A 12,828-nucleotide genomic window follows, 5' to 3' on the forward strand; every position below is an offset into this window, starting at 1 on the left:
CCCCGTGGGTCTGGGCCGAGGTCAGTGGGTGATCGTGACGCTGTCGCCGCCTTCGAGGAGGCTGGCCACGCTGAACGGCGTGTTGTCGTTGACGTCGGTGCACAGCCAGTACGTGGAGTCGTTGATGCTGTGGTTGCCGTCGTACGCCTGGACGTAACGCTTGGCGCAGGTGAACCAGGTGCCGTCGGAACGGCGCAGGCGGCCCGCGTAGTAGTCGTACAGCCGCGAGGTGCTGTTCAGGGAGTACGTCAGGTTGAGGTCGCCGCAGGTGCTGGTGGCGGACTTGTTGCGGACGGTGCCCTGGCTCTCGTACTCCCCGGTGGTGATGGCCGAGGGGGTACAGGCCGCCGGGGCGGCGGACGCCACGGGGGCGAGCGCGACGCCGGTGCCCGCGCAGACGAACGCCAGCGCCCCCGCCGTCAGGCTCCGGTTGATGGTGCCTCTCTTCGACATGCTTCGTGTCTCCTCGTTCGGTCGTGGCTCGGGCCGGCGGTCGGACCGGTGGTCGGACCGGCTCGTGCGGTGCCGCGGGAAACAGTCGCAGCGCCCGCCCCGACGCCACCACGACCTTCGAAGCGTCTCGAAAGTCCCAGGCCCGGCAGCGGAGTTCACCGCTCCGGCGGGGCGTGCGTGAGCGGTGGGGCCGCTGGGGTGTCCGGGGCCTTCGCGAGGGCCTGGACGCCCGACCGGCTCTGACTTGAATGTGCCGTGTCCGGCGGCCGCAGCATGGCCGCCCCGAGCGGGGTGAGGGTGTGCAGGACGGTGTTCCGCACGCGTCCGCTGCGCACCAGGCCCGCGTCCCGCAGCACGGTCGTGTGGTGGGTGGCCGTCGCGGGTGAGACGCCGAGGTGGCGGGCGAGTTCGGAGGTGGTCGCGCCGCGGGCCAGGATGCGCAGGGCGGCGGCCCGGGTACGGCCGAGCAGCGCGGAAAGGGAGGCTTCCGAACGCTCGGGCGGCGCGGCGGGCCGGCTGTCGTGCAGCGGGTAGACCAGTACCGGCCGGAGCGTGTCGTCGGCCAGCGAGACGGGTGACTGCCAGCAGAAGTAGGAGGGGACGAGGCGCAGTCCGCGGCCGTCGAGGTACAGGTCGCGGTCCTGCACGTAGTCGACGTGCAGGACCGGCGGACGCCAGCGCATGGCGGGCGAGAGGCCGCTGAGCAGCCCGCCGACACCGCCGTCGAGGAGGGCACGGGAGAGCAGGACGCGTTCGCCCGCCAGCGCGGCGCCGATGAATTCCTGGTGCGGGGCGACGACGGTGTCGTGGTAGTCGCGCAGCAGCCGCACGAGTTCCCCGCGCAAGCGGCGTTCGGTGAGCCGGTGCGCCCAGGCGGGGGCCCGGCCGAAGCGGGCGAGCAGGGCGACCTCGTCGGCGACGCGGCCGGGCGGGGTGTCGAGGATCGCGGCGAGTCCCGGTTCGAGCCCGTCCGCGGACTCCTGCGGGGAGAGGAAGTCGGGCCAGTAACGGGCCCTGGGCAGCACCGGGACGAGCAGTCGCCGGACGGCGGCACCGAGCCGGGTGCCTGCCAGGACGTCCCTGGTCGCGCGATGCCAGTGGGCGTAGGCCCAACGGCCCTGGGTGGTCTGGAGTCGGTGCAGGCTGGACGTGATCTCCCAGAGCGGATCGGGTGTGTTCGCCACCCGGATGAGGCTCAGGTCGTCGGGTGTGAAATGGATGCGCAGCATGGCAGGGTCCCCCGGTTCGACTAGTCGTCCCGCCCGGCAGGCAGCAGCCTGTGCCGTGCCGCACGCCGGGGACAACGTACGGATCCGGCCGTTCCCCGCTGTCACCGCCGACCCACGGGTCTCGGCCACGGTCCGGGCGCCGCGGGGAGGGGCTGGGGTTGGGATCGGGCGGCCAGGGCTGAGCGTTCGGCTGCGGGACGGTGGGGGCCGATCGCGCCGTTCCCCGCGCCCCTACGAACAGCGCGTGTCTCGTAGCGGGCCTCGCAAGGGGCGCGGGGAACTGCGCGGCCCGCCCCCACCGGCCGCCGGCCGAGGTGAAGGCCGCAAGGACCCTCGTCGGGGTCCGGTCAGCAAGCGCGCACGGCGACCGCCGGGCGACAGGGTCCGAGGGCCGCCCGTCGCCGTGCGGAGAAAAGCCGAAGCGGCACCTGTCCGCTACGCGGTGACACGGGTAACCTGCCGACGGTGCTCGCCTTTGTGCTGCTCATGACACTGCCCGTCCTGATCCGGCACGGGCGGGCCGCCGTCAACTCCTCAGCGGCAGCGCCGGATTCGCCGGGCAAGCCGCGATGAAGCCCCCCACTCAAGGAGTCCGCATGGCAATACCGCTCAGCCGTCGCACCCTTCTGGCCGCCGGCACGGGCGCCGCCGCCGGCCTGTCGCTGCCCGGCGTCGCCGCGTACGCCGGCGACCGTCGGGCCAGGAGCATGAGATTCACCCTCAACGCCCAAGTGCTGGACGGCGGTGAACAGGTCACCTCGGTCACTCTCGACGCCGCCCGGCTCGGCGCGATCGACCCCGCCAGCCTGACCACGGGCACCTTCACCGTGCACGCCAAGGCCACCAGTCCGATCCCCATCGCCGACGGCGACGCCATCTTCAGCGAGTACGACCTCGACCGCACGGTGACCGCGGTTCGGCTCGACCGTCGCGGCGACATCGTGCTCGACCTGAGCCATGCCGAGGGCCAGACCGGCGGCGGCACGCTCGGCTACATCGCCGGCAGGGGCCGCAACGTCATGCTCGACCTCGCCTACACCATCACCCAGCAGGCCCCGTTCGCCTTGCTCGATCACCGGTCGATCACCGTCGAGAACTTCGTGCAGAGCCGCCGGCTGTCGGACCCCGAGGTCGACGCCTTCAGCTCCCACGTCTCCGGCTCGGGAATGAAGTACCGGCTGTACTCCCCCACCGGCGCCCACTCCTCCCGCAAGGGCAGGCGCCCGCTGATCGTCTGGCTGCACGGCGGGGGCGAGGGCGCCTCGCTGCCCGACTACTACGACAACGAGACCACGCTCCGAGCCAACCGCGGCGCACTGGGCTTCGCCACCCCCGAAGCGCAACGCATCTTCGGGGGTGCCTATGTGCTGGCCCCGCAGAGCACCTCCGCCTGGATGCAGGACGGCCCCCGTTTCGCCCCCCTGATCCGCGAGATCATCGGCGAGGTCACGCGCGCCCACCGCATCGACCACGACCGGATCTACGTCGTCGGCTGCAGCAACGGCGGCTACATGAGCATGAAGATGACGACCGTCTATCCCACACTGTTCGCCGCCTCCGTGCCGATCTGCGGCGTCGTCGGATCGTTCCCGCCCGGCGGAGCGCCGCTGATCCCCGACAGTGAACTGGCGCGGATCAGCACGCCCAGCTGGCTCGTCGCCTCCCGAGACGACCTCACCGTGGACCCGCAGGCCAACACCGTCCACGCGCACGAACTCATCCCCGGCTCGCTCGCGACGCTCTACGACCACGTCGTCTGGAACGGCCACCAGTTCTCCGGCCACTGGTCGTGGATCTACGTCGCCCGCAACGACCCCAGCATCGACGGAACCCACATCTGGCAGTGGATGGCCGCCCAGCAACGACGCTGACCGGGCGGGTCCGTTCAGTTCAGTTCAGCGATGTGCGGCGAGTGGTTTCCCGTCGTCCCGCGCTGCACCTCCGATGTGTGCCGCGCGGGAGGAAACCACGTGCGAACTCGGCCCCGCGGATGGTTCTCAGGGGCCCTCAGCCGGTCAGGACCTCCAGGGCGGCGGCGTGCACGCCCGGCGCGGCGGCAAGGTAGTTCTCGCTGGCCAGTTCCCACGGCTTGCCTTCGAGGTCGGTGACGACGCCTCCGGCCTCCTGGACCAGCAGCACACCTGCCGCGTGGGACCGGACGTGGTCGAACTGCCAGTGCAGATCCATCCGGCCCGCGGCGACCTGGGCGAGCTGGTGTGTCACCGGCACGGACACCCGTACGTACAGGGCGGAGTTCGTCATCGCGGCGAAGGCGGAGCCGGTCCGCTCCGCGAGTTCGGGGTCATGCCCCGGCTGTGCCTGGCCGGTCCCGGCGAGGGCGCCGTCGAGCGACGTCTTGGCCGAGACCTGCAGCCGTACGCCGTTGAGGAACGCCCCGCCGCCTTCGGTCGCGGTGAACATCTCGTCGAGTACGGGGAAGTAGACCACCGCCAGCACCGGGCGGCCGTCGCGGACGAGGCTCACGCCGATGTTCCAGTCGGGCATGCCGTGCACGGCGTTGACGTTGCCGCCGACCGGGTCGATGAGCCACCACTCCCCCGTGGCCATCGGCCCCGAGCCGTGCTCGTCGTTGAGCCAGCCCCCGCTGGGCAGGGCCTCGGTCAGTGCCGGGCGCAACACGTCGACCACAGCCGCGTCATTGGCCTGGAGGTTCGCGAGCAGTTCGGGGAGAGCCTGCGGGCGGGACTCGGTGGAGTAGCGCGTCATCATCCGGGCGCCGGCAGCGCGGACGGCGGCGACGGTGGCGGCAAGCAGTTCCTGACTCATGGGATGCTCCTGCTGGTTGATCGAGAGGGATGGATGCCCGAGTTGCGGCCCGAGCCGGTCGGGCGATGATCGGTTCGTGGTGGCGATGCGCGCGTACCACTCGCGCGGCCGGACTCGGCCTGGTCTTCCATGCGGGGCAGCCGCATGTGGTGATCTCCCGGCGCGGCGGGCGCACAGCGCCGATCGACCGACGGCATGCGGACCGCCGAAGCATCACCGCCGGCTGACTACTCCGCCAACTGCGCCTACTCCGCCAGCGGCAGCGCAACGGCGCCCGGATGAACAGGCACTTCGGCTTCGTCGAGCATCGCCGCGGCCACGGTCTCCCGGCTCACCTTCGCACCGAGGTCGAAGGGGGGCCCGGCCTCCAGACCGACGGTGCGCCGGTGAGGACTTTCCGGACCGTCGGCGAGCATGCCCGCGTGGAAGACCGTGCCGCCGGCCGCGAGAACGGTGTTGTCGGCCTCGACCTTGTCCGCGAGGCGGTCGCCCAGCACCTTGGCGAGCATGCCCGCCCCCTCCCCCGCCACTTCGGCGGACTCGCCCGTGCCGTAGGCACCGAGCCAGATCACGCGCCGCGGACCGGCGGCGACGACGGCCCGGGCGCCGGCCAGGAGGGTCCCGGACCGGTCCGTACCGAGGGCGGAAAGGACCACGGAATCCCCGTCCACGACGGCGGCGACACTGGCCGCGTCGTGCACGTCGGCCGCGACCTTGCGCAGGTTCGGGGAGTCGGGCAGGGCGATCTTCTCGGGGTTACGCGCGATGGCGGTCACGGTGTGACCACGTCGCAGCGCCTGTCGGGTGAGGGCGATTCCGGTCTGGCCGGAGGCCGCGAGGACGGTGAGGTTCATGCCGAGAACGTTAGGGAGGTCGCCACTTAACATCAAGTGCACATATCTGAACCGACGATTAACCCAGACGCAATCATGTGTCGCGCACAAGAGGCGAGGCAGCGCGAGGGTGGAGCCACGCTCAGTGGTGCCGAGGGGCCTGGTGATGAGTTTTCGCGCCCGCACCCGTCACACCTACGACGGGATACGCCGCGGCGGAAGGACGATGTGATGAGCGGGAACCTGCGACTGAAGGAACTGGGCATGAGCGGTGTGAGCGGGCTGGGTGTGAGCGGGCTGGGCGAGGTCGACGAGCCGGCGTTCGCGGGGCTGGCGGAGCGGCACCGGCGGGAGCTGCACGTGCACTGCTACCGGATGCTCGGATCGTTCGAGGACGCTGAGGACACCGTGCAGGAGACGTTCTTCCGCGCCTGGCGCCGACGGGAGTCCTTCGAGGGGCGGTCCACGTTCCGGGCCTGGCTGTACCGGATCGCCACCAACGCCTGCCTGGACCAGCTCGCCAAATCCCGCCCGGAGCCCGCGACCGGCGGCGAGGTGCTGTGGCTGCAGCCCTACCCGGACCGGCTGCTCGACGAACTGCCCGCGGCCGACGCGGGTGAGCCGGAGGCCGTCGCCGTCGCGCGGGAGACGATCGAGCTGGCGTACCTCGTCGCGGTACAGCACCTCGCGCCGCGCCCGCGGGCCGTGCTGATCCTGCGGGATGTGCTCGGCTGGCCGGCGAAGGATGTCGCGGAGCACCTCGGGGACTCCGTCAACTCCGTGAACAGCGCGCTGCAGCGGGCCCGCGCCGGTCTGCGGGAGCATCTGCCCGCCGAACGGCAGGACTGGACCGGCGGCGAACAGGACGCCGGGACACGCGAGTTGGTCCGCCGTTACACCGACGCCAGCGTGGCCACGGACATCAAAGGCCTCGCCGCGCTGCTGCGGGACGACGTCCGCTGCTCGATGCCGCCCACGCCGGGCCTGTACGTCGGCCGCGACGCGGTGGTGAACGACTGGGTCGCAGGCGGCTTCGAGAACATGAGGGGCCTGCGCGCCGTCCCCACCTCCGTGAACCGGCAGCCCGCTGTCGCCTTCTACCTCTGGCAGAAACAGCAGAACGCGTACCTGCCCCTGACGATCGACGTCCTGCGCGTCACCGGCGGAGCGATCACTGAGATCACCACGTTCCACGCCGACCAGTTCCCACGACTGGAACTGCCGCAGAGCCTGCCGGCGGAGGGCATGGAGCAGTCCTGACGCGGTTGCTCACGCGACGTACTGGGACCACTCACCCAGTGGGCCGGGCGCCCAGGTCCGGATGAAGCAGGTCACCAGGTCCCACGCCCGGTCGATGTTCAGGACAAATTCACCCGAGAAGGCAACCGATTCATTCATGACCGGAACCTCGGCCTCGGTGACCACGGTGCCGTCCCCCACGAGCAGGGACATCCGCACGGTGTCCCTCATGAGGTGGATGACCGCGTGATCACCTCGGAAAGCAAGGGTCACCACAGGAAACTCCGTGTGCGGCGAACGAACCTCGACGTACCCCTGGCCACGGGAACGCAGGTCGCTGAATCGGTCCGACAGCTCCGTCACCTCCGAATGCCTCTCAGCCGGCTGAAACAGCCCCGACTCCGGTGACGTCGCCGCCCACACCACGCTCATTCAGTCCCTCTTCATCCTTATGCGGGTCGCTACGCACATCTGGTCCGTGGTCGGAAGAGTACGGCGGCCGCCTGGATGAATCGCGGCCACCCTCAGCCACGACTCAGTGCACTTCGTCCGCCCGACGGGACCGTCACCGCGGACAGGTGACCGATGGTGCCCGGCTGTGGCAGTAGCGCATCGATGACGAGCTCGGACGGTCACCGTACGCCCGGCCGCAAAGCGCTCGACCGGTCGAGGGTGATCCGTGCACACTCCACGCATGGGTACTGAGATCTCCGCGTCGCCGCAGGAGAAGGCTCTGCGGCATGTCACCGTTTCCTGTGGAGGTGAGCCGCTGCCCGGTGACTTGCGGGTGACGATGCACTTTCACCCCGATCGCTTCGCGGGGAACCGTCCGATCCTGTCCCGGATGGCAGATGACGGTGTCTACCGGTCGCAGTTCGTGACCGGCACGAGCAACGGTGGTCTCACCGCTCATCCCGGCGGAGACCGCTGGCGCTGGGAGAGCCGTATCTTCGGCGGCGCGTACGACGACGCCCCGGCCGAACAGCGCCCCGTCTACGGTGCGTTGAACTACCGCCGTAGCCCGATCGGGGGCGCACCGCGGTTCGGCTCCTCACACTTCAGACTGAACGCCGAGACGCTCACACGCACGACGTTCTGTTACCCAGACAGTTCCGCGGAGCCCTCAAGCTTCGGCGTCGCAGACCGCTGCTCCCTCATCAAGCTTGCCGCCACCGCGCAGGGGGACGCCCTGGATTGCCACATCGAGGCCCAGATCCACGGACCGGTCAGGTTCGATGGTGACGTCGAGGCGCTGGTGCTGGATCCGAGCTACCGCGGCACAGACGTCGAAGCCGCAGCCCGTCGCCTCCCGTGCCCGGTCGAATGGCATCCAGGGTTTCGCCTCAGCGCGAGCGAGTTGCGACGCCACCCGAGCTATCGCGGACCGGAGTACGCCGACCTCGGTGCCGATATCGCCGTTGGCGGCCGGCTCACCCCGAAGGACATCGGAGACGCTGCCCGCACCGGCCGATACGACCTCCAGGACCTGAAAAGGTCTGGCACTGCCTGGCCCGCTTCGGAAACCTCGCCCCCTCCTGACCCCGCAACGCGGCCGCATCAGAAGGGCAGCCCCCCAGGTCCACACTCTTGGTGGACAGAGGCTTGCCGGCCAGGTCGTAGGCCATGGCCGACAGTGGCAAAGTCCTTACGCCGTCCGGCTGTTGGAGAGCGACGGGAACGGGGAGGCGGCTCCATCCCCGCTCCGTGTAGAACGGGACCATGTCCGGGCGGCAGAGGCGGATCGCCGCCTCGGCGCCGGCCGCCCGTGCGTGTTCGACCGCCACGCTGAGCAGCGTACGGGCGATGCCGTGGCCTCGATGCGCGGGGTGCACCAGAACACGGCCCAGCCCGGCGGCGCGGCGCGGCGATCCGTCGAAGGTCATGTCCCGCAGCAACCATCCCGCGGAGGCGACCGGGCTGCCCTCGGAGACGGCCGTAAGCGTGTGCTCCTTGTCGGCCCACACCAGGCCGAGCGCGTCCACTCGGCAGGAGTCGGGCACGCCGTCGTTGCGTGCGGCTCTGTCGTCCGGCGAGCCGGGGCCCGGCACGTGGACCAGCTGAAGGTCCGTACGACCGTCGCGCCCCGCATGTCTCTCAGCGGTGGCGGTAGCCGTGGCGGCGGTGGCGGGGTCGAAACGGAAGCGCAGGCACTGCAGGCCGCTGGATTGGACAGTGCCGTCCGGCTGAGCGCCCAGGCGGCGCAGTACCGCGGTCGAGGCCGTGTTGCCGGGCAGGACGAACGCGAAAACGGCAGGGAGGGCGAGGCGGCGGAACGCCAGGTCCAAGCACGCGGCGCCCGCCTCGGCAGCGATCCCACGTCCCTGGGCCCGCGGGTGCACGGCGAAACCGATGTCGACTCCGTGCCGGGCCCGGTTGCGCAGTCCCACCCGGCCGAGAAACGCGCGCGTGGCAGCATCCCTGACCGCGAAGTCGCCGTAGCCGTGCCTGCCCCAGTGGGCGACGTGCTCGTCGCACATGACGGTGGCCGCGGACCGGCTGTCCGCCCGGCCGGTCGCCAGCCATCGCATCACAGTGTCCTGGCTGACCACAGCCTCGAAGAGTTCGCCGCTGTCCCCGCGGCGGATCGGTTCCAACACAAGCCTCTGGGTGCGCAGAACGGGTCCACTTGTACGGGTCACTCGGCAACTCCTCTCACGCAGGACGCGTCACAGACTCAACACCAGGTCCCGGACCACCGTAGGCCGAGACACGAACGGGCGTTGGCCCACGTCTGCCCGGTCACGTGCACGCTCTGTCGAACGAGGCGGTCCGACGCCGCTTAGCATCTCCTGCCATGAGTGATGCGGAGCCGCTTCTCGACTGGCTGCAGAGCTGGTACGCGCAGCAGTGCAACGGCGACTGGGAACACGAGTGGGGTGTGAAGATCGCGACGCTCGACAACCCTGGCTGGACCATCAGCATCGACCTGGAGGGGACCGGCTTGGAAGAACGCGTCCATCTCCGCCAGGAAATCGACCGCGCCCCGCAGGACTGGGTCTCCGTCTGGGTCGCCGAGAAGGCCTTCCACGCCGCGTGCGGTCCCGGAAACCTCACCGAAGCCCTCACCCTGTTCCGTGCCTGGGCGACCGAGAGCGCCAGCTGACAGCATGCCCGGAGCACACGCAGTGTCGGGGTGCAGCGGTTCGATGTGCGAGCGACTCCGTGCCGTCATGTGTCAGCCGCCGGCTCGATGTGCGTGTCACCCGTTGAGGTGCAGTACGGCCGTGTCATTTGGATCTCTGGCCATCGGTTTGTTTCTGTACATCGTGTTATGGGATGAGCCGTAAGGGCCCTGGTCACAGGCGCGCTGGTGCTGGAAGGTCTGTGGGTCCGGAAGTTCGGTCAGTGGTTCTGACGGCAGTTCGTCGTTCCGACGTCCCACCGCTCTCACGCTTCAGGAGCCCCTCCGTGCGAATTCCCAGTTTTCCGCAGGTCCGTCTTCCTCTTGCCGCTCTGCTGGCCGCCGCCTGCTTGGCGGCTCCGGTGCAGGACTCGGCCCGGGCCGCGGACGGTTCCGCGGGTCATGACCGCTCGCTGCGGCAGCAGTTGCGGGACCTGACCGCCGCGCCCGACGGGCCGCCCGGGGCCATCGCGGTCCTCCAACGCGGATCCCGCACCGAGGTCTACCGCGCGGGCGTCGCCGAAACCGGCACCGGCCGTCCGATCCGGGTCACCGACCACATGCGTATCGCCAGTACGGCCAAGGCGTACAGCGGCGCCGTCGCCCTGCGCCTCGTCGACGACGGGGCGCTGCGCCTGAACGACACCATCGGCAAGGTGCTCCCCCGGTTGCCGCGCGCGTGGCACCGGGTGACGCTGCGTCAGCTCCTCAACCACACCAGCGGGCTGCCGGACTTCAGTGCGGCCCCGGAGTTCCTGGCTCTGGTGACCGAGAACCCGCGTCACCGCTTCGACTCCCGCCGCCTGCTGGAATTCGTGTCCGATGAGCCGTTGGCGTTCCGTCCGGGGGCCCGGTACGTCTATTCCAACTCCGACAACATCGCCGTGGCACTCATGGCGGAGGCGGTGACGGACCGGCGGTACGAGGACCTGCTCGACGAGCTCGTGTACCGCCCGCTGGATCTGCGCGGCACCAGCCTGCCGCAGGGGTACCGGATGCCCGAGCCGTACATGCACGGCTACGACGTCACCGCGCAGAATCCGCCCGAGGACGTCAGCGAGGTGCTGGGTACGTCGGGCGTGTGGGCGTCGGGCGGGATCATCTCGACCCCGAAGGACATGACGGCCTTCATCCGCGGCTACGCGGGTGGAGAGCTGATCTCGGACCGGACCCGCCGTCAGCAGCTGACCTGGGTGAACGGCGCGTCCGAACCGGCCGGCCCCGGCAAGAACAAGGCTGGTCTCGCCCTCTTCCGGTACACCACCCGCTGCGGCGTGGTGTACGGCCACACGGGCAACTTCCCCGGCTACACGCAACTGATCGCGGCCACCCCGGACGGCAAGCGGTCGTTGACCGTCTCCCTCACCACGCAGGTCAACAAGTCGACCAAGCCGGAACTTCTGGAGCGGCTGCGGACCGTCGAGGAGAACTTCGTCTGCGCGCTGCTGCGCAAGCCGTGAGCGGAGCCCGCACCCGCCCCTTCTGAAGTACTTCTTCTGAAGTACTTCTCGGTCAGGTCGTCGCGCGTCGTCCTCGGCGTGACGCGTCAGGCCGGCCGACGGGGCGCAGGAGCCCGCGCGTCGCGGTGAGGGCGAGGGCGAGCAGGCGGGGCCACGTGGGGCGGACGGCGTACCGGGCGAATCGCGTCGACAGGTCCAGCCAGCCCCGCTTGCTCGTCATCAGCAGATGGCCCGGTGAGGTGAAGGCGCTGGCCACGATCGACTTCTCGGCGTTCTCGTACCCGAGGAGGTTGCCGAAGTTGCCGCGGCCGGAGACGAACGCGCGGCCCTCCTCGTTGCCACCCCAGATGAGGTAGGGGTTCGTCCAGATCATCGGCGGCATCGTGTTGACGCCGACGGCGCCGTAGCGGAGGTCCATGACGGCGCGGTCGACGGTGGCCGCGTGGGCCTTCTTGGTGTCCTCGTCGATGAGGACGGTCGCCGCGAGGGTTCCGAGGAGGTTCTCGTTGGCGAACTCCGTGGCTGCGGGGAGGAACGTCCCGGCGTCGGGTGCGACGTCGAGCGCGACCTCGCTCATGACCTGGCAGAACGCCTCGTGGTCGAGCGCGAAGCCCTCGGTGCCGACGTCCTCGATCACCATGATCTGCGAGGCGGGGCGGCCGTCCACGGGCTGGATGAGCCGCCCGCCGGGGTAGGCGTCGCGGAAGGCCTCGAAGGTCTTGTCGACCCCGGGGTAGCTGGTGCTGGAGCCGAGTGTGAGGTCGCGCAGGGCGACGGTGATCGCGTCCAGTAACCGCCGCCGCTGCGGCCAGTGCCGGCTCGTCACCAGGGTCTGCGTACGGCCGCAGATCGAGCCGCCGCTGATCGTGACGATGGTGGCGATCTGGAGCGCCTGGTGGCGGATCTCCCGCTCGGTCCACGGACGGTCGCCGGGGACGACGACGCACGGGTTGTTGCCACCGCACTCGGAGACCAGCTCGGTGTCCGTGGCCTCCATGATGGCCTTGGCAGAGGCGGTCCCGCCGGTGAAGTAGATCTTCGTCAGGCGCGGGTCGCGGGTCAGTGCGGGGCCTTCGGCGGCCGGGGAGAAGGCGGCCGCGTGGACGTCGACCAGCGGTTGCAGGACCTTCTCCCACACCCGGTCGGCGTCCTCGTTGAGGTGATGCGGTTTGTGGACGACCACGCAACTGTCGACGAAGAGCGCCCGGATCATCTCGAAGGACGACGCGACGTTCCCGGCCCCCAGTACGGCGACGATGCCGCCCGGCTTCGCGTACGGGTCCACCCTGCGCGGCTCTCCGACGACGCGCAGCACGTCGGTGCGGTCGCCGTTGAGCAGCCGGTCCTTCCCGCGCGGTGAGACCCGGACGTCGAAGCGGCCGTCCCCGGCGGGGGTGACCGCGAGCGGCCGGAGCGGGCGGTCGCGGACCAGGCCCTCGTACAGGTCGATGGCGGCGGCGACGTTCGTGGCCATCGGCACCAGGACCCGCTGGATGCTCGTGCCCACCTGGTGGGCGTCGGCCGGGTCCGCGGGGTCGATGCCCTTGGCGCGGCAGTCCGCCGACATCAACTCGTCGAAGTACCGGTCGATGTTCGCCTGTACCAGACGGAGCAGTCTCAGGCGCTGCGTCGGCGGGGTGGCCCGCCACCGGTCGGGGTCGACCCAGCCGACAGCTTCCGTGACCTCCATGACGTGCCCCTTCCCC

Annotated in this window: 10 protein-coding genes and 2 pseudogenes; 5 read left to right on the forward strand and 7 right to left on the reverse strand. The window is 70.2% G+C overall.

Features of this window, described 5'->3' with window-relative positions:
* Positions 1–21: 21 nt before the first annotated feature.
* Together ACFWGJ_RS03095 and ACFWGJ_RS03100 are read right to left on the reverse strand one after the other, a co-directional pair.
* Entirely contained in the window at positions 22–453 is a 432-nt protein-coding gene (locus ACFWGJ_RS03095; protein ID WP_387320529.1) for a hypothetical protein, read from the reverse strand.
* Positions 454–608: 155 nt separating this feature from the next.
* On the reverse strand, positions 609–1,682 hold the full coding sequence (locus ACFWGJ_RS03100; RefSeq protein ID WP_387320530.1) for an ArsR/SmtB family transcription factor: 1,074 nt from the start codon (positions 1,680–1,682) through the stop codon (positions 609–611).
* 596 nt (positions 1,683–2,278) lie between these two features.
* On the opposite strand from ACFWGJ_RS03100, the gene ACFWGJ_RS03105 reads away from it, so the two are divergent.
* Positions 2,279–3,553 (forward strand): PHB depolymerase family esterase, encoded by a 1,275-nt coding sequence (locus ACFWGJ_RS03105; RefSeq protein ID WP_387320531.1) that lies wholly within the window; start codon positions 2,279–2,281, stop codon positions 3,551–3,553.
* Between the two features lie 136 nt (positions 3,554–3,689).
* On the opposite strand, the gene ACFWGJ_RS03110 is transcribed toward ACFWGJ_RS03105, so the two are convergent.
* Complete coding sequence (locus tag ACFWGJ_RS03110) at positions 3,690–4,469, reverse strand: inositol monophosphatase family protein (RefSeq protein ID WP_387320532.1); 780 nt, start codon at positions 4,467–4,469, stop codon at positions 3,690–3,692.
* A gap of 245 nt (positions 4,470–4,714) precedes the next feature.
* Complete coding sequence (locus tag ACFWGJ_RS03115) at positions 4,715–5,323, reverse strand: NAD(P)-dependent oxidoreductase (RefSeq protein ID WP_387320534.1); 609 nt, start codon at positions 5,321–5,323, stop codon at positions 4,715–4,717.
* 210 nt (positions 5,324–5,533) lie between these two features.
* Here ACFWGJ_RS03115 and ACFWGJ_RS03120 point away from each other — a divergent pair, with 210 nt between their 5' ends.
* On the forward strand, positions 5,534–6,562 hold the full coding sequence (locus ACFWGJ_RS03120) for an RNA polymerase subunit sigma-70 (protein ID WP_387320536.1): 1,029 nt from the start codon (positions 5,534–5,536) through the stop codon (positions 6,560–6,562).
* Positions 6,563–6,571: 9 nt separating this feature from the next.
* Here ACFWGJ_RS03120 and ACFWGJ_RS03125 read toward each other — a convergent pair whose 3' ends face one another.
* Positions 6,572–6,973, reverse strand: a complete 402-nt coding sequence (locus tag ACFWGJ_RS03125) for a hypothetical protein (protein WP_387320538.1) — start codon at positions 6,971–6,973, stop codon at positions 6,572–6,574.
* Between the two features lie 262 nt (positions 6,974–7,235).
* Between ACFWGJ_RS03125 and ACFWGJ_RS03130 the strand changes: the two are divergent.
* Positions 7,236–8,080, forward strand: a pseudogene (locus ACFWGJ_RS03130) (DUF3626 domain-containing protein).
* A 149-nt stretch (positions 8,081–8,229) separates the two neighbouring features.
* On the opposite strand, the pseudogene ACFWGJ_RS03135 reads toward ACFWGJ_RS03130, so the two are convergent.
* Positions 8,230–9,180, reverse strand: a pseudogene (locus ACFWGJ_RS03135) (GNAT family N-acetyltransferase); the annotation flags it as partial.
* 155 nt (positions 9,181–9,335) lie between these two features.
* On the opposite strand from ACFWGJ_RS03135, the gene ACFWGJ_RS03140 reads away from it, so the two are divergent.
* Both ACFWGJ_RS03140 and ACFWGJ_RS03145 read left to right on the forward strand, forming a co-directional pair.
* Complete coding sequence (locus ACFWGJ_RS03140) at positions 9,336–9,644, forward strand: immunity 53 family protein (RefSeq protein WP_387320540.1); 309 nt, start codon at positions 9,336–9,338, stop codon at positions 9,642–9,644.
* A 305-nt stretch (positions 9,645–9,949) separates the two neighbouring features.
* Positions 9,950–11,122 (forward strand): serine hydrolase domain-containing protein, encoded by a 1,173-nt coding sequence (locus ACFWGJ_RS03145; RefSeq protein WP_387320542.1) that lies wholly within the window; start codon positions 9,950–9,952, stop codon positions 11,120–11,122.
* A 52-nt stretch (positions 11,123–11,174) separates the two neighbouring features.
* Here the strand turns inward: ACFWGJ_RS03145 and ACFWGJ_RS03150 are convergent, their stop codons facing one another.
* The gene (locus tag ACFWGJ_RS03150) at positions 11,175–12,812 is read right to left on the reverse strand and encodes an aldehyde dehydrogenase family protein (protein ID WP_387320544.1); all 1,638 of its coding nucleotides are present in this window, start codon (positions 12,810–12,812) and stop codon (positions 11,175–11,177) included.
* Positions 12,813–12,828: the final 16 nt, after the last annotated feature.

It is taken from the genome of Streptomyces sp. NPDC060205 (genome assembly GCF_042728395.1).
Classification (GTDB): Bacteria; Actinomycetota; Actinomycetes; order Streptomycetales; family Streptomycetaceae; genus Streptomyces.